Raw genomic sequence first — 16,381 nt, 5'->3', positions numbered from 1 at the left:
AATTATTATGGATGAAATTAAAGAAAAGTTAGTTGATATTTTGAAAGATGTTACTGGTTTAGATAATGTAGGGGCAGATCCTGACGAAGATTTATTCAAGGATGGCATTCTTGACTCAATGGCAACTGTTGAGGTTCTAGTTACTTTACAAGATACTTTTGGTATTACAGTTCCCGTATCTGAATTTGACCGTTCACAGTGGTCAACAGTAAATAAAATTGCTCAACGTGTACAAGAATTGGAATAAATTATGAAAAAAAAGTTATGGATGATTTTTGGACCTGTTATAGTTGCTATTGCCGCTTTATTGATCCTTCTATGGGCTCCAATTAACTTTAAAACAGTTACACCATCAAAGGTTCAACAAGCTGCTACATCTTTGGATGTTCGAGTTTTAAAGGGCGAAAGTGTCAAAAATGCTGCTGAGAAGGAAAACTATATTCCTATCATTGGTTCATCAGAACTTTCTAGAATGGATCCGTTCCATCCATCTTCCATGGCACAAAAATATGATTGGAAGAATAAGCCATTTTTGCTAGGTAATCCTGGTACCGCTTCATTGACTCAAGCAATGAATGTCAATGGAATGTCTGGATTGAAGGGAAATAAGGCTGTCGTTATTATTTCTCCTCAGTGGTTTACTAAAAACGGTGTACCATCTGCAGCTTTTAAATATTTCTTATCTCCTCTTCAATTGACAGGTTTTATTTTGAATTCGGATCATGGTGATAAAGCAATGAATAAGTACGTTGCCACTAGAATCCTTGATCTAGGTGTCAGCAAAGGACCTATGGAAGACGGAGCTTTGGAGCGTATCTCTGAAGGTAAGCAGATTACTAAATTTCAACGTTTCTATATTAAAGACTTTGCTCGCTCTAGTTTGAAGAGTCAGGATAATTTATTTGGCTCCGTTTCAATGAATAATCATCAAGATATGATTAATAAGGCTTCAAGTAAATTACCAGATGAATATAATTATAAGAAATTAAATAATCTTGCTATCAAGATGGCTAAAACTAAGTCACAAGATAATGAACTTCAGATTGGTGATTCTTTCTATAGACGTCAGTTGAAGGACAGAATTACAATTTATAGGAATGCACATAAACATGTTACCTATACGCATTCTCCAGAGTATAACGATTTTGAGGCGTTGCTTTATATGTTTGCCCAAAATCATGTTGAGGTAATGTTTGTTATTCAACCAATTAATCCACATTGGGTTAAATATACTGGTCTACCAATGAGTTCAATTGCTAATTTCGATACAAAGATTAAATATCAATTGAAATCACAAGGCTTTAACAATATAGTTGATCTTTCTCAAGTTAAGAATCCTAACTATATCGCTGAAGATACAATTCATATGGGATGGCGTGGTTGGTTAATGATGGATCGTCGTCTAAAAGATTATTATAAGGATAAGAAAGCAAATCCTAAGAATACTCAATATAAGATGAATGATTATTTCTTAACTAATACTTGGGCTCAGAATACAGATTTTTCTAATAATAAATAAAACAAACAGAGCTAGTAATCAAAATATGATTACTAGCTCTGTTTGTTTGGAGTAACTTTAATTACGAATATCACTAGGATAGTCAGCTCTTTTTGCCAATGAGCCATAATTCTTTTGTAAATAGTCATATCTATCGTGGCTTTCCATATCCAATAATTTTTCTATTTCAAACGGATTAGAGATTGGGATATTACTATTTTGTAATAATCGCAAGTACTCAGGGTAATGGATCAATTCTTTATCAATAAGAACAATCATTTTACTATTCTGATATTGAATCATCATGGACAAATAATAAAAATTAGTTGGAATCGTCATGACTCCGCCAATGAGTTTAATAACTCCAAATTGAATTTGATTGATATTTTGAAAAGCGACCTGCCAAATTTGTTTATTATTGTCAATTATTGAAAGAGCACCATTAGCTATTATTAAATCTAGTTTCTTTTGTCCACTTGCTATATTTAAATATTTGGATACGTTATTTCGTAATGAGGGGTGTGTTTTTTTGAACCCTTTTAAAGAGACATTAACTAATTTGTTATCCAATGGGCCAACTGAATTATAGAAATTATTAGCAGTTAGGAATTGTTTACCATTTTTGAGCATAGCGACACTTCCAATCTAAGTCTTGTTACCGCTTTCATTGTACTACTATTAAATGCCTTGCTTCCATTATTTCTGAACTTCATCAGTAAAATATATGTTAATATCAAATTACTAATTGAAGTTAATTTTAGGATATAGGGATTAAAGAGGAATGCAAATGCAAGAAATGATAATCACGTATTCAATTGGAGAGGTTGCAACTAAGTGCAGTCTAACCGTTTCAACGATTCGTTATTATGATAAAGAAGGTCTAATTCCTAATTTACAGAAGAATGAAGTGGGAGTGAGACGTTTTACTGATGAGAATGTTTCATCATTGCAAATGATTGAGTGCTTAAAGAATGCTGGAATGCCAATTAAAGATATTAAACAATTTATGCAATGGACCATTGAAGGCGATTCAACGTTAGATGAAAGGTTCGAAATGTTCAAAAATCTACGAGAGTCAGTTCATCAACAGATGAATCAATTACAAGAAACACTGAATACAATAGAATTTAAATGCCACTATTATGGTCAAGCCACGGCAGATGGAACAAAAAAGTATGTAAAATCTAGTTTACATAAAGAACAGCTTTGATAAAAAAGTTCAGTTATTTTTTAAAAATTTATATTTGAATTTACAAGAACTCGCTAAGTTATATTGTTAGTGAATGTAGGCCTTAATTTTAATTTAAAAATTAGGCCTTTTTTGGTAGCTAAAATGCTTACAATAAAACTGATAATTTGCATAAGTAAAAAATATTTGTTAGGGTAAACTAGTCGCTGTTATTTAAATTTTTAAATAATAGTTTTTTTATTTCCAAGTAATGAACAAATAATTGTTCGTTTTCAATTCCAAGAATGGGGGATTTAATGAGTACTCAAAAAAGTACAAAAGTAGAAGTCAAAAACTTAACCAAAATATTTGGCAAGCATATTAATAAAGCCAAAGAGTTAAGTCGTCAAGGAAAAGATAAAGCAGAAATTCTTAAAGAAACTGGTGCTACGGTCGGGGTTGATCGAGCCGATTTCAAAATATATGATGGTGAAATTTTCGTAATCATGGGTTTGTCCGGAAGCGGAAAATCTACATTAGTTCGGATGATTAACCGATTGATTGAACCCACTGAGGGTGAGGTCTTGATCGATGGTGAGAATCTGATGAAAATAGACAAAAAAGAACTCCGTGATGTGCGTCGTAAGAAAATGAGTATGGTTTTTCAAAACTTTGGACTATTTCCAAATCGAACGGTATTAGAGAATACTGAGTATGGTTTGGAAATTCAAGGAGCTGATAAAACAACTCGCGAAAAAAAGGCTAAAGAAGCCTTAGAAACAGTTGGGATAACTGGATATAATGATGAGTATCCCGATCAATTGTCCGGTGGTATGCAACAACGTGTTGGGTTAGCTCGAGCATTGGCTAATGATCCCGAAATACTTTTGATGGATGAAGCCTTTTCAGCGCTTGATCCATTAAATAGAACTGATATGCAAGATCAATTATTGGATATTCAAGAAAAATTGCACAAGACAATTATCTTTATTAGTCATGATTTGAATGAAGCATTAAAGATTGGTGATCGAATTATGATTATGAAGGATGCTAAGGTAATTCAAACCGGAACTCCGGAAGATATCTTGACACATCCAGCTGATGAATATGTTGAAGAATTTATTGAAAATGTTGATCGTAGTAAGGTTCTTACTGCTGGAAATGTTATGATTCGTCCAACAATTGTCAACATTGAAAAGGCTGGACCTCGTTTGGCTTTGAAGATGATGAAGGATAACGAGGTTTCGACTGCTTATGTGGTTGATAGTAGGCGTAACTTGTTAGGTATTGTTGATGCTAACGATGTTATTAAATTGGTTCGTGAAAACAATGGTGATTTAACACCTATCGTTCAAACTAAAGTTCCAACAACATCTGAAGATACTCCAATTTCAGATTTAATGGATGACATCTCTCAAACAGGAATTCCTTTTGCTGTTATTAATGATAAGAAACAATTAATGGGAATTATTGTACGTGGTGCTGTTCTGGGAGCATTAGCAGGAAATGAGGTGAGCGATTTTGAATAATATTCCACAATTACCTTTAGCTCATTGGATAGATAATTTTGTAGATTGGTTAGTTCAATTTACTGGATTCTTCAATGCTATTACTAATTTTATCGGATCGATCAACAATGCCTTTCAATGGATTTTTGATATTATTCCTATTTGGTTATTTATTATCTTGGTTCTAGCTTTAACGTACTACGTTAATCGAGATCAACAAAACTGGGGATTATTAATCTTTGAGTTTCTTGGTCTGTTGATGATTTGGAATTTGAACTTCTGGCGTGATATGACACAGACGCTAACTTTAGTATTAACATCTAGTTTGATTGCTTTAGTTATTGGTATACCATTAGGTATTTTGATGGCTAAGAGCCATACAGCAGAGATTATTTTGAAACCAGTACTTGATTTCATGCAAACAATGCCAGCCTTCGTTTACTTGATTCCAGCTGTTGCTTTGTTTGGTATTGGAATGGTTCCAGGTATCGTTGCCTCAGTTATTTTTGCTATGCCGCCAACGGTTAGAATGACCAATATGGGTATTCGAGAGGTACCTAATGAGTTGATTGAGGCAGCTGATTCGTTTGGGTCAACTGAATGGCAAAAATTATTTAAAGTTGAGCTACCCATTGCTAAGAGTAGTTTAATGGCTGGTGTTAACCAAAGTATGATGCTTTCATTATCAATGGTTGTTATTGCATCAATGATTGGTGCCATGGGTCTTGGAACTAAAGTATATTTTGCCGTAGGTAGAAATGATGCAGGTAACGGTTTTGCTGCTGGATTAGCAATTGTTATCTTGGCAATTATTTTGGACCGTTTAACACAATCATTAACACGATCACGCAGAAAACATTAGGAGGGATTATTTGAAGAAACAAAAGTTTATTAAACTTTTCTTACTAGCATTATTAATTATCCCGATTGTTTCCGCATGTAGTTCCCAAACGGCTCCATATAATAGTAAGGAAAAATTGGGTTCACAGATTAACTATACAATTACCGGAATTGATGCTGGTGCTGGAATTATGTCATCAACACAAAAGGCCTTAAAGGCCTACGGTTTGGAAGATAGTAATTGGCAATTACAAACAAGTTCCACGTCAGCAATGACTAGTACTTTGGACAAAGCTATAAAAGATAAGCGTCCAATTGTAATTACTGGATGGCAACCACATTGGATGTTTACTAAGTATCCAATTAAGTTTTTGAAAGATCCTAAAAATGTCTATGGTAAGGCTGAACATATTGATACAGTTGTTCGTAAGGGTCTAAAAAAAGATAAACCTCAAGCTTATACGATTTTAGATCGTTTCCATTGGACACCGACTCAAATGTCTGAGGTCATGCTAAAGGTTAATAATGGTATGGACCCTCAGAAAGCCGCTAAGGAATGGATTAAGGCCAATCCCAAACAGGTACAGAAATGGACCAAAGGTGTTAAAAAAGTTCATGGTCAATCGTTGAAGATGACTTATGTTGCTTGGGATTCAGAGATTGCTTCAACTAACGTTATTGCTCAGGTTTTACGCAATCAAGGTTATAAAGTAACGATTCAAGCAATGGAGATCCAACCAGTTTGGGCCTCAATTGCTACTGGAGCTGCCGACGCACAAGTTAGTGCCTGGTTGCCTAAGACATCTGGTCTTTTCTATAAGGACTATAAAGGTCGCTTTGAAGACTTAGGACCTAATCTTGAAGGTGCTAAAGTTGGTTTAGCAGTGCCTAAGTATATGAAGAGTATTAATTCTATTGAAGATTTAAAAAATAAATAGAAAAACAAAAAATTGGAAGAAATTCCAATTTTTTTGTTTCTAAAAATGAATTATATTTAATTATGGAATAATTCTACGGATATATTATTTTATATATTACATAAAATTAGATTTTATTAAATTTGAAAAAGTAAGCATTTTCAATTGAATAATGACATGGTATAGAACTGGGTATATAATTATATTTAATTAAAATATGAAATAATTATATAGGGGCGATGGCGTGGATATACAGACTTTTATTGATAAAAGAAAAGAATTAGGTCTCTCCCAAAAAGAATTGAGTAATGGTATTTGTACCCAAGCTACTTTAAGTAAGTTTGAAAATAATGGTAAGATTCCATCATTAAAAATATTGATTCAATTGTGTAATCGTTTGGATTTGTCTTTAGATAGTATTATTGGCGTTAGTGATACGAAGAATCAAAGAGTCATCAAAAATATGAATCAGGCTGAATTTAATTTAATTATTCAAGAATATGAGGACTCTTGGGAGATAATTAAATCAATCAATACAGAAGATTTAGAGAAAGATAAAGATGCGTTGATGCAGTATTACTATTTGAAGGGATACTTAAATGTCTTGGATGATGGCGATTTATTCGATGCAATTTTTGATTTCAATCGAATTTTGTCAGAATTGGATGATAAAGGGGAAACAATATTTACTTTCTTATCATTTGTTGGCATGGGCATGGTTTATGCTAAACAAGGTGATGATAAAAAGAGCGAATATTACTTTAGTAAAGTTTTCAATGATATATATACAATGTCAATTGATGATGTTAATAAAATTTGGCGATATATCAATATTATTTTTTACTGTGCAATCTATTATTCAGAGAGAAATGATTTGGAAACAGCTAATACATTGTTGAATTATGGCGTTAAAATTTGTTCTGAGAACCATGTGACTTACTATATTGCTAGAATTTATGCTCAATTAGCGATGAACGAGAGTCGAATTAATGGCAATAATAAAAAGGTTCATAACTATATGAATAAAGCTTTAGTTTTTTCGGAATTTAATCAGAATAAAAAAGAAATCGATCTTATTAAACGTTGGGTGGCATCTAATAAGTAATTAGGAACTATAGAATTCTTTTGATTGGTTAGGGTGTATAAGGAAGTGCTCTGCACTCCACTATGAAAGGAATGATTTGGAACGGGGCACGACTTGAAACCAAGAAAATTACTTGTCTCCAAGCTCGACATTATTCTAAGCCAGCAAAAAACGCTGACTAAGAGTAATTTCTTGGCTGAAATCGTCCTTTCTCCGCTGCGTGCTAGATAATTGTTGTTGTTTTGGAATTTAGTGTTGCAACAGGTGTAAATGGTTCTATTTTTAATTTTTAAATATATATAAATAGTCTATATTGATATCAATTTTATTTTTTCAAATATTATTAATAATCAATATAGACTATTTATTTTGACTAGCTAGAACTATTTTAATTAAAAGACACCCTAAACCAATCAAAAATAATATCTTATTCGTTGAGTTTTGTTTGGTTCTATTATTTTTGTTATGATATATAGACTAAACAACTAATGGGAGTTAATTATGGGAATAAAACGTGTTGATCTTGTGAAATATGGAATCATTGTAACTCTCGTGTTATTTTTATTGGTTTATCCGGGTCAAATCTATCAATTATTTTTAAATCTATTGGGTATCTGCATGCCGTTAATTTTAGGTGGGGTGTTGGCTTATGCATTAAATATTCTTTGTGTTCGTTTAGAAAAATATATTTTTCCAAAAACAAAAATAAAATGGCTACAAAACAGTCGACGAGGTATTGTTATTTTGCTGGCTTTGGTTATCGTCGGTTTAGTAATGGCAGTTGTTTTTAGACTAGTTTTACCGCAATTTGTCAAAGCTTTAACAGACTTTTTTAAATCAATACCAGCTATCTTAACCGATATATCTGATTTTGCTAAGAGAATAAATAATCATTCTGTAGTCCCAGATCAATTAAAGGAGATAAGTATCAATTGGACTACTGTTCAAAACAAGGTGATGAAATTTCTTTCTACAGGTTTGAGTGGAATATTTGGTTCAACGTTTAAAATTGTGACTGGATTTGCTAAAGGGATTTTTAACTTTATACTGGCTTTTACTTTTGCAATTTATATTTTGGCTTCTAAAGAAAAATTGGCTTCACAAGTTAAACGAGCAAGTAGAGCCTTTATTAAACCTGAACACCTAGAAAAGATTAGGTATGTCTTGAAGGTTACTAATGATATGTTCAGTAGTTTTATTGTTGGACAGGTAACGGAAGCCATCATTTTGGGAACTTTATGTACCTTGGGCATGCTTTTGTTCCATTTTCCATATGCTTTGTCTGTGGGGGCCTTTGTAGCAATCACCTCGTTAGTACCAATTTTAGGGGCTTGGGTTGGTGGAGCAGTGGGTTTTCTATTAATATCAGTAGATTCACCTTTAGATGCAGTCTTGTTTGTTATTTTCATTTTGGTACTACAACAGTTGGAAAGTAATTTGATTTATCCACGGGTTGTTGGAACATCCTTAGGACTACCTGGAATATGGGTTTTGGCAGCTATTACCATCGGTGGCGGCTTAGGCGGAATTGTTGGTATGTTATTGGGAGTGCCTATTGCCGCAACAATTTATCAATTGTTTAAGAATGAAACAAATCGACGGTTAAACAAAGTGAAAGAGTAATTACCAATGTTATAATTGATGAAATTATGCAAGGGAGATTTGTTTTGTGGAATAGCTATTTTGGTTTTGTAATAACTCTGGTGGCCATTTTTACATTGGTACCATATCTGACAGCATTGGTAAGTTCATGGTTAGGACACGCCTCAAAAGTTATTTTGGTTGATAATCTTGGAAACAATAGCCAACTGCTTGTGGGTGGTTTGGGTGTAGTTATTCATGAGTTGGGCCATGCAATATTTGCTTATTTATTTGGTCATCAAGTAACTAAAGTTCAGTTATTAAATTTAGATTATCGTCAATCGGGCTCTTTGGGATCAGTAAATCATCGATGGAATGATCGAAATGTTTATCAAATGTTGGGAAACTTCTTTATTGGTTTGGCTCCATATTATATGTGTTCGATTGCATTATACTTTTTACAGAAATTTCTTTTAAGAGCCCAGTTTAGCCTGACGGCACTAACTCAATTGGATTTGAATACAACTGTTTCATTGACGAATATTTTTGATTCAGTTTTAGATAATTTAAAATCTAGTTTTACCAATGCTTCATTTGGTATGATTGTTATATATATTATTTTAACGATTATGATTGCTAGCACAGGCTATGATTTGAGTCGAGAAGATTTTATGACGGTTAATAAAGGAATTCTACCGTGGGTAGTTACTTTAATTATCCTTGGCTCAGTTTTGTATATTTTACAAATCAGAGTCTTAGTAATGACTTTTTCTATTTATTTTGTGACATTCTCGATTTTGTTCATGTTTCATGCAATTATTAGTATCGTGTTATCGATGATAGTAATTAAAATTTTGGGGATGTTTAATTTTCTTTAAATAGCTGCATGAGTCATTTTGAGGTGTGGGGTTTGATTAAACAAAAAGGGCTTGCCATGACTTTCAAAATTAAATTTTTGATAAAACCCCTCAACTTGAACTTGGGCTTCAATTTCAACCTCTTGTTTGGGGAAACTTTCTCTAATGGTTTGAAGAATATGTTCCATTAATTCATTTCCCAGTCCATGACCACGGTATTTGGGATCAGTCAGTACTCGTCCAAAAGTCACATTATCGTTTTGAGCAAATACTCTTGCGTATGCGACAATTTTTCCATCGATGACATCAAAGATGTGAATCGATTCTAGGTCATGAGAATCTACTTCTTGGTAAACGCGTTCTTGCTCAACAACAAAAACTTTAGTTCTTAGATAAAGAATATCGTAAAGTTCCTTTGTTGATAATTCAGTAAATGTTTTAATTTTCCACATAGTAATACCTACTTTCTATTGAAGAGTAAATTGTCTAAAACGGTCATTGCTTGATAAAATTCTTGCTGCTCGGAGCTAGATAAATTGCTTAGTAGATCGTCAATTTGCTGATCGGATCTCTTATTCAGTTCCTTGACTAGTGATTCCCCATCGGAGGTCAAGCTTAATTCGATGGATCTGGAATCAGTTGAAGATGGCGATTTATTTATTAGATTATTTTTTTCAAACCGTTTAATGATCCTACTGGTATAGCTTTTATCCAATCCTAAGTTGCTTGCAACTGCAATAGGTGTTTTATCGTTATTGAATGAAATCTCTAAAAGTACTCTACCCTCAGTCCAACTCAACGGGGTATCGAGTACTTTTTTGTTCATAATTCCGAGTAATTTGGTATAGTCGCGGTTGAAATTACGAATCGATGATATTTCCTCTTGGCTTAACATTTTCTCATCTCCAGTACTTAATAAAAATGATTATAGCATTTTAGTGGACTTTGTCCACTAAAATTTGAAGATGATCAAAAAAAACTATCTAATAGCCCTTGAAGGTTATTAGATAGTTTTTTGATATTGTTTTAAATGTTTTTATAATTCGAAGCTTTTAAATTAGAAACCGTTAGCATAACTAACAAACTGATAATGTACAATGTTGAGATAAAGACCATAACAGTCATAATATTGTAATGATCAAGAATAAAGCCAATTGCTAAACTTGAGAAACCACCGATACACCGACCAACATTCATAATAACGTTATTGGCCGTTGCCCGTATCTCGGTCGGATATAGTCGACTTACGATTGCCCCGAATCCTGCAAACATTCCATTTGAAAAATATCCAACGACCGCACCAACAATAATTAACGACCAGACATTATTTGGCAAAGTTAGAATATAAACACCAATGGCTGAAGCCGTTAAAAAGATTCCAAAGGCTAATCGAGGTCCTAAGTTGTCTAGAATCCATCCAAAGGTTAACATTCCAGCACACATACCTAAAATTGTTGCAATCATCCAAGTGGAGGCACCTACGGTTAGATTAAGCTGTTTTTGCATGATAGTAGGCAGCCAGTTCATTAGACCAAAGTAACCAGCGATTTGAACAATTGCCATAATCATTAAAGCAATTGTTTGATAAGAAATTTTTGGTGTAGCAAATAGTTGTTTGATATTACCATGTGTTTCTTTGGAGGAATTTGTAAAAATAGCACTTTCTCTTAAATGTCTGCGGGTAAAGAAAGTAATAATAACTGGAATGATACCAAATAAGAATAAGGCATGCCAGCCTAATGTTGGTAGTATCAAGGCGGCTAATAAGGCTGCAAGAATAGCCCCAATTTGACCGGCCATACCTACCCAGGATGATACTCTACCTAATTTTTCCTTTGAAAAACTTTCAGCTAAGACAGTCATACCAATGCCATATTCTCCACCGGCTCCAATGCCGGCAATAAAGCGACAGATATAAATAGCTGTAAGATTATGTGCAAAAAACATTGCCGCGGTTGCAAGGGCGAAGATAAAGATTGTATGACTAAATGTTTTGACACGGCCAATTTTGTCAGCTAAAATTCCAAAAAAAATACCACCCAATAGCATACCAATATTTGTTATGGTCGAGATAAGACCCGCTTGCGTTCCACTTAAATGCAATTCAGCGATAATGGATGAAAGGGCGAATGATAAAAACATTACGTCCATGTTTTCTAATCCAAATCCTGAAGCTGTGGAAGCAACCACTTTAGCTTGGTAGCTATCTAGCTGGTTCGATTTTGATACTATTTTCATATTATTCCCTCCAAAATTGACGCTCACTGTCGTCATTTATTTTGCTTGAACGTATAATAGCACAAGAAAAAAATTCAAACAAGTAGCTTAAGGTATTAAACAAATGAAAAGTATTGGAATAGGTTTTGAAAGCTTTATTAATTTCTAGGATGGTTTCACTTGTTTATCGAAATAAATAAACCTAGTAATCATAATTGATTACTAGGTTTTTAGTATTTATAAATAGAGTTTTTTATATTTTAGTCAGTAAATGATTGGTTCAATTTATTTAATTGACCATCATTGAATTTAATATCATCCAAATTAGCCGATTTTAGTTTATCAGAAATTTTTTCAATAACATTATTAACAGTGTCTTGAGAAGTATCATCGGGGAACATACCAACGATTAGATAATCAATAGGTGTTTTATCATTTCCCCAAGCAATTGGATCTTTAAAAGTCATCATCATTGTATGCACACGGCTCTTTTTGTCACTGGTTGCAAACATAAAGACGGCACGGTTCTCAATAATTGTATTTCCTTGAGCTGCACTAGCGAAAATGCTACTTTGAATATTTTGTTCGTCAACACCAAATTCCTCAGCAGTTTTCTTTGCAGCTAATTTTAAAGCGCTCAATTGATTGTTATCTTCTAATTCAATATTTGCGGTTGTGTGATTTTTTCTAAAAATTTTAAACATAATTATGATCTCCCTTGCATTATTATTAATTCAACGAAGCGGTTCGACATGTCTTAACTTCTCTACAAGAATGATGATATTCTATAGAACCCGTTTCATAGCAAGGAAAATGTTTAATTTTTTTTAGAAGAATATAAATTATTACTAAGGCGATTCAATTCAGGATATTTTTTGTTCAGTGATTGATAGGCCGTTATAACGTTTTGAGGGATGTCAACATGGGCAATAAAATTTTTTCCATTAGGTCCATAGCCAGTTGAATTATCAGTCAGTCTGGGTATTTCTCCCATTAATAATTTTTGATAACGCTCTGGTTTCCACATACCTAGAAAATCTTGGTCGAAATATAAATTCTTATTTGATAATTTTAGTTGTACTTCATAAGTGGCGTAATTGATAATTTGCACATTTGATCCAACATATTTTCGAAGGCAAGCACTCATGCGTCTTTGCATTGTTGCATCTTGAGTGAGAATTATAGAACTATAATTGATTTTTTTATTCTTTAATAATTCAAGTAAGTAAGTGATATTATTACCACAGTTTGTTGATTTGGTTTCTAAAAAATCAACTTGTAATCCAAATCGCTTTTTTAGTAAGATTGCAAATAATTCTGCTTCTTGCATTTTTGTAGCTTTAATATCTGGATATTTTTCTATAACTGATTTTTGTAGTGTGGCAGTAGTATGACCAAAACCACCAACAATGATATAACTTTTAGCAATTTTATTTTTAATTGCATCTGCTAAAACATCGACTCCATAAAGGATACTGCCACCAAATAAAACAAAGACATCTGTTTGTTTTAGATTATAGCTATTTTGAAGACTGGTTGGGGTTAGGTCAGGAAGATCACGCTGGCCACAGAACGTTCCTAGTAAATTGAAATTATCAATATCTTTTTGAACAAATTTCATAATAAACCTCTAGTTAAATTGTTTTATACCGTTAGGGATTTCATTGACGCTATCAACAATAAACTCGGCTCCTGATTCAGACAATTCATCGTGATCGCCAAAGCCATATGTAATTCCCAAAGTATGAACGTTATTGGCGATTCCTCCTTGCATATCAGTCATTCGATCGCCGATCATCAGGGAGTCTTGAGGTTTTGCGTTGCTCAACTCAAGACCATATTTCAGAATGGCTTGTTTAGAATTTCTTGTTATCTCATCATCCGAAGCACCATATAAACTGGAGAAATAATCACTTAATTCTAAATGAGGGATTAATATTTTTATTAAAGATTCAGGCTTGACGGAAGATACATAAAGATTATATCCAGAGTCTTTTAATTTAGATAAAATTTTTTTCATATTCGGATATAATTCTAATTGGTAAATACCCTTATCGTTGTAATAGTTTTGATAAGTTTTGATAGCTTTTGGGTAGTCATTCTTGGAAAAATCAGGATAGTATTTTTCCAAGCTGTCTGGCAAGGCAGGACCAATAAACTTTTTATAGGTATCTTCGCCTAAATCTTTCATACTTAATTCATTAGCCATGTACTTTAACGCATTGATGACTCCCTCTTGAGTATTAGCGATAGTTCCATCAAAATCAAAGAATAGATTTTTCATATATATTTTCTCCTATGTATGTGTATGTAACGATTTATTTGCGCGATTAGTTAATTATAAATTGGAATGTTTAATAAAACAAAAAAATACCATATCTGCTATTTTCAGATATGATATTTAGTTTATTCAACAATAGGTTTATGACGAGAAATGAAGGTTCCAGATAATGTCAATAATATTGACATGAAGGCTAGTAATATAATAACAATATTCCAAGAACTAGTAATATTTTCCAAGAATCCAAACATTACTGGACCAATTGCGGCCAGTAAGTACCCAGCTGATTGGGCCATACCAGAAACTTCAGCGGTTTGATAAGGGTTAGTAGTTTTTTCAGTAAAGAAGACAACAGCCATGTTGAAAGCTAATCCAGAACCAAAGCCGGTTAATACAGTAATAGTTGTTAGAAAGACTATATTATTAGTTGAAAGTAAATATCCCAATGGGGCAATGGCGTAACCTAAAAATAACATTGATAACAATGCTTTCATGCCGCTTTTTTTAGTTGATAAATAAGGTACGACGAATGAACAAGGTAATCCGCTTAATTGTAAAACGGTTAATAAATTACTAGCAGAGATTGTGCTTATGCCGTGGGTTTCTAAAACTGATGGCAACCAAGTGATTAGCGAATAATAAACTAGAGATTGGAAACCAAAGAAAGCAGTTATTAGCCAACCCAGAGATTGATTCCAAACACTATGGTATTTCGGAGTTTTAGATGATTTGTAACTTTCGCGTTGATTGTATTTTAAATTGGGAATCCAAAATATTAAAGCAATAACTGCTATGGCAGAAAGAAGCGCAAGTGTAGATTGAAGATTAATTTTAGTTATCAATATTCCTGATAAGGCAGTACCAATAGCTCCAACTAATAGCATCGACATTGTGTAAAGACTGGTTCCAAGAGGGATTTGATTGGGAAGGTGGTCTTTGATCAGAGCGGGAACCAAAACATTACCACTGTCGATACCAATTCCGGCTAAGAAAGTTCCAAACATCAAAGTCCAAACTGAAGGGATGATTCGCAAATAACTACCAATAATGAGGATAATGAAAAAAACAAAGATAGTTAATTCATTACCAAATTTTTTCGCAACTTTGACAATAAATGGTGAAAGAATAGCAAAAGTTATTAATGGAATGGATGTAATCAAACCAGCTAAGGATTTTGGTATACCAAGATTTTTTTCAATGGTGCTTAATAATGGTGGAATAATTGTAATGGGTAAACGTAAGTTGGCGGCTATCAGCATCATACTTAATAGAAACCAGTTTTTATTTATTTTAGATGAGTTCATCTCTGTTTTCTCCTTTGTAATGGAATTAACACGTACAAGTGTAAACTAAAAAAAGAATCATGCCAATTCGACATAATTCTCTCCATATTATTTTGACCACTTAGCAAAGAAATTTTCGGTAAATTCAATAAATTTATCTCTGGAAACATTAAAATCGTTATCTTCTAAATATTCAACTAACCCGATTAATCCACCAACTATAAAACTAATCATCAATTCAGGCGCGTCTGATTCCGTGATCATTTTGATCAGAGGATCATTTTGACTGTTGGGATCTTTGCTTTTAGTTTGGACGATGTCATGCAGAATACTTCTAAACTCTGGATAGAGATTTGCTTTAGTTTGATATTGTGGGGAAATATGATGGATAAAGCTACTATTCTTCTCCATAAAATCAGCTATTTGGTAAACGATTGTTTTAGCATTAGATGTATTGTTCAATAAATCATCTAATAAAAATGAAAATACAGCATGCAACAGAGCATATTTGTCATTGAAATAACGATAAAAGGTACTGTGATTGATTAAGGCTTCATCACAAATATCACCAACGGTGATTTTTTCAAATGGTTTTTTTTGGAGTAGTGAAACCATTGCGGTAATGATAGATTTTTCAGTACGTTGTGTTACTTGTGACATTATGCTCCTCCTAGAGTACCTTTACGTTTTCATAACGTGTCATTAATGAATTGAAATCATAGTTCTTTAATTCTTTAATACTATCAGTTCCGTTGAAGAATGCGGTTAAGCTACCAGCTAACATTAGATTTAACGGTTCATCAGTGACGTTTCTAACGGCAATAACAGGGACGTTATTGGCAATGGCATATCCGCATTCCCACATTGTTCCAGAGTCGGGCTCCATCTCATGTTCTTCTATTTTATAGTCTAACATTGCTACTACTACATCCGAAACGTTAATGTTATTAATATCGTGTTTGTAGACCGCAGTTTGCCATTCAAAAGATCCAAATTCTGCATTAGTGTATTCGTCCTTGCCAGGTCTAAAGATATCACCGATTGTGGGATTCTCTTCTAGTAATTTCTGAATTTCATCAAGCCGTTTGATTTGTTGTTCACTGAAGAAAGGTCCGGCTAAATAAACACGATTTTTTTTATTCATGAG

General features: G+C 33.3%; 19 protein-coding genes. 9 read left to right on the top strand and 10 right to left on the bottom strand.

The features are described from left to right. The first annotated feature begins 7 nt into the window (after positions 1-7). A complete protein-coding gene (gene dltC, locus CBP76_RS11290) occupies positions 8-247 on the top strand; it encodes a D-alanine--poly(phosphoribitol) ligase subunit DltC (RefSeq protein WP_425430307.1) in 240 nt (79 codons plus the stop codon). Positions 248-250: 3 nt separating this feature from the next. Next, the gene (gene dltD / locus CBP76_RS11285) at positions 251-1,519 is read left to right on the top strand and encodes a D-alanyl-lipoteichoic acid biosynthesis protein DltD (protein ID WP_102196960.1); all 1,269 of its coding nucleotides are present in this window, start codon (positions 251-253) and stop codon (positions 1,517-1,519) included. Between the two features lie 57 nt (positions 1,520-1,576). Here the strand turns inward: dltD and CBP76_RS11280 are convergent, their stop codons facing one another. After that, on the bottom strand, positions 1,577-2,128 hold the full coding sequence (locus CBP76_RS11280) for a hypothetical protein (RefSeq protein ID WP_102196959.1): 552 nt from the start codon (positions 2,126-2,128) through the stop codon (positions 1,577-1,579). Between the two features lie 166 nt (positions 2,129-2,294). On the opposite strand from CBP76_RS11280, the gene CBP76_RS11275 reads away from it, so the two are divergent. The 7 genes from CBP76_RS11275 to CBP76_RS11245 all read left to right on the top strand — a co-directional run bounded on the left by CBP76_RS11275 (position 2,295) and on the right by CBP76_RS11245 (position 9,474). Then, complete coding sequence (locus CBP76_RS11275) at positions 2,295-2,708, top strand: MerR family transcriptional regulator (RefSeq protein ID WP_102197001.1); 414 nt, start codon at positions 2,295-2,297, stop codon at positions 2,706-2,708. A 275-nt stretch (positions 2,709-2,983) separates the two neighbouring features. Then, positions 2,984-4,195: a quaternary amine ABC transporter ATP-binding protein gene (locus tag CBP76_RS11270; protein WP_102196958.1), complete on the top strand. Its 1,212-nt coding sequence runs from the start codon at positions 2,984-2,986 to the stop codon at positions 4,193-4,195. Further along, positions 4,188-5,036 carry an ABC transporter permease gene (locus CBP76_RS11265; protein ID WP_102196957.1) on the top strand — a complete coding sequence of 283 codons (849 nt, stop codon included), beginning with the start codon at positions 4,188-4,190 and terminating at the stop codon, positions 5,034-5,036. Before CBP76_RS11270 ends, CBP76_RS11265 begins: the two co-directional genes overlap by 8 nt. A gap of 10 nt (positions 5,037-5,046) precedes the next feature. Then, a complete protein-coding gene (locus CBP76_RS11260; protein ID WP_102196956.1) occupies positions 5,047-5,952 on the top strand; it encodes a glycine betaine ABC transporter substrate-binding protein in 906 nt (301 codons plus the stop codon). A 223-nt stretch (positions 5,953-6,175) separates the two neighbouring features. Beyond that, positions 6,176-7,036 carry a helix-turn-helix domain-containing protein gene (locus CBP76_RS11255; RefSeq protein ID WP_102196955.1) on the top strand — a complete coding sequence of 287 codons (861 nt, stop codon included), beginning with the start codon at positions 6,176-6,178 and terminating at the stop codon, positions 7,034-7,036. Positions 7,037-7,516: 480 nt separating this feature from the next. Then, on the top strand, positions 7,517-8,638 hold the full coding sequence (locus CBP76_RS11250) for an AI-2E family transporter (protein WP_102196954.1): 1,122 nt from the start codon (positions 7,517-7,519) through the stop codon (positions 8,636-8,638). Between the two features lie 44 nt (positions 8,639-8,682). Further along, positions 8,683-9,474, top strand: a complete 792-nt coding sequence (locus CBP76_RS11245) for a hypothetical protein (RefSeq protein WP_102196953.1) — start codon at positions 8,683-8,685, stop codon at positions 9,472-9,474. Here the strand turns inward: CBP76_RS11245 and CBP76_RS11240 are convergent. The 9 genes from CBP76_RS11240 to CBP76_RS11200 form a co-directional block, all read right to left on the bottom strand. Beyond that, complete coding sequence (locus CBP76_RS11240) at positions 9,471-9,905, bottom strand: GNAT family N-acetyltransferase (protein WP_102196952.1); 435 nt, start codon at positions 9,903-9,905, stop codon at positions 9,471-9,473. The genes CBP76_RS11245 and CBP76_RS11240 overlap by 4 nt on opposite strands. Before the next feature lie 8 nt (positions 9,906-9,913). Beyond that, a complete protein-coding gene (locus CBP76_RS11235) occupies positions 9,914-10,348 on the bottom strand; it encodes a MarR family winged helix-turn-helix transcriptional regulator (protein WP_102196951.1) in 435 nt (144 codons plus the stop codon). Between the two features lie 131 nt (positions 10,349-10,479). Continuing rightward, positions 10,480-11,691: an MFS transporter gene (locus tag CBP76_RS11230; protein ID WP_102196950.1), complete on the bottom strand. Its 1,212-nt coding sequence runs from the start codon at positions 11,689-11,691 to the stop codon at positions 10,480-10,482. Between the two features lie 239 nt (positions 11,692-11,930). After that, positions 11,931-12,374 (bottom strand): PTS sugar transporter subunit IIA, encoded by a 444-nt coding sequence (locus tag CBP76_RS11225; protein ID WP_102196949.1) that lies wholly within the window; start codon positions 12,372-12,374, stop codon positions 11,931-11,933. Between the two features lie 113 nt (positions 12,375-12,487). Continuing rightward, positions 12,488-13,291: an ElyC/SanA/YdcF family protein gene (locus CBP76_RS11220; protein ID WP_102196948.1), complete on the bottom strand. Its 804-nt coding sequence runs from the start codon at positions 13,289-13,291 to the stop codon at positions 12,488-12,490. 9 nt (positions 13,292-13,300) lie between these two features. Further along, positions 13,301-13,954 (bottom strand): HAD hydrolase-like protein, encoded by a 654-nt coding sequence (locus CBP76_RS11215; RefSeq protein WP_102196947.1) that lies wholly within the window; start codon positions 13,952-13,954, stop codon positions 13,301-13,303. Between the two features lie 122 nt (positions 13,955-14,076). Next, positions 14,077-15,255, bottom strand: coding sequence for a CynX/NimT family MFS transporter (locus CBP76_RS11210; protein ID WP_102196946.1), 1,179 nt, complete (start codon positions 15,253-15,255; stop codon positions 14,077-14,079). A gap of 87 nt (positions 15,256-15,342) precedes the next feature. After that, positions 15,343-15,894, bottom strand: a complete 552-nt coding sequence (locus CBP76_RS11205; RefSeq protein WP_102196945.1) for a TetR/AcrR family transcriptional regulator — start codon at positions 15,892-15,894, stop codon at positions 15,343-15,345. A gap of 10 nt (positions 15,895-15,904) precedes the next feature. Next, positions 15,905-16,378, bottom strand: coding sequence for a nucleoside 2-deoxyribosyltransferase (locus CBP76_RS11200; RefSeq protein ID WP_102196944.1), 474 nt, complete (start codon positions 16,376-16,378; stop codon positions 15,905-15,907). Between the last annotated feature and the right edge of the window lie 3 nt (positions 16,379-16,381).

This window comes from Companilactobacillus nuruki (genome assembly GCF_002872255.1).
GTDB classification, from domain to species: Bacteria; Bacillota; Bacilli; order Lactobacillales; family Lactobacillaceae; genus Companilactobacillus; species Companilactobacillus nuruki.
This window is presented reverse-complemented; position numbering and strand designations above follow the sequence as displayed.

Excerpts from the sequence above, each read along its gene's own strand:
- dltC (WP_425430307.1), top strand. The coding sequence starts at position 8 with ATGGATGAAATTAAAGAAAAGTTAGTTGATATTTTGAAAGATGTTACT.
- dltD (WP_102196960.1), top strand. The coding sequence starts at position 251 with ATGAAAAAAAAGTTATGGATGATTTTTGGACCTGTTATAGTTGCTATT.
- CBP76_RS11280 (WP_102196959.1), bottom strand. The coding sequence starts at position 2,128 with ATGCTCAAAAATGGTAAACAATTCCTAACTGCTAATAATTTCTATAAT.
- CBP76_RS11275 (WP_102197001.1), top strand. The coding sequence starts at position 2,295 with ATGATAATCACGTATTCAATTGGAGAGGTTGCAACTAAGTGCAGTCTA.
- CBP76_RS11270 (WP_102196958.1), top strand. The coding sequence starts at position 2,984 with ATGAGTACTCAAAAAAGTACAAAAGTAGAAGTCAAAAACTTAACCAAA.
- CBP76_RS11250 (WP_102196954.1), top strand. The coding sequence starts at position 7,517 with ATGGGAATAAAACGTGTTGATCTTGTGAAATATGGAATCATTGTAACT.
- CBP76_RS11240 (WP_102196952.1), bottom strand. The coding sequence starts at position 9,905 with ATGTGGAAAATTAAAACATTTACTGAATTATCAACAAAGGAACTTTAC.
- CBP76_RS11235 (WP_102196951.1), bottom strand. The coding sequence starts at position 10,348 with ATGTTAAGCCAAGAGGAAATATCATCGATTCGTAATTTCAACCGCGAC.
- CBP76_RS11230 (WP_102196950.1), bottom strand. The coding sequence starts at position 11,691 with ATGAAAATAGTATCAAAATCGAACCAGCTAGATAGCTACCAAGCTAAA.
- CBP76_RS11225 (WP_102196949.1), bottom strand. The coding sequence starts at position 12,374 with ATGTTTAAAATTTTTAGAAAAAATCACACAACCGCAAATATTGAATTA.
- CBP76_RS11220 (WP_102196948.1), bottom strand. The coding sequence starts at position 13,291 with ATGAAATTTGTTCAAAAAGATATTGATAATTTCAATTTACTAGGAACG.
- CBP76_RS11215 (WP_102196947.1), bottom strand. The coding sequence starts at position 13,954 with ATGAAAAATCTATTCTTTGATTTTGATGGAACTATCGCTAATACTCAA.
- CBP76_RS11210 (WP_102196946.1), bottom strand. The coding sequence starts at position 15,255 with ATGAACTCATCTAAAATAAATAAAAACTGGTTTCTATTAAGTATGATG.
- CBP76_RS11205 (WP_102196945.1), bottom strand. The coding sequence starts at position 15,894 with ATGTCACAAGTAACACAACGTACTGAAAAATCTATCATTACCGCAATG.
- CBP76_RS11200 (WP_102196944.1), bottom strand. The coding sequence starts at position 16,378 with ATGAATAAAAAAAATCGTGTTTATTTAGCCGGACCTTTCTTCAGTGAA.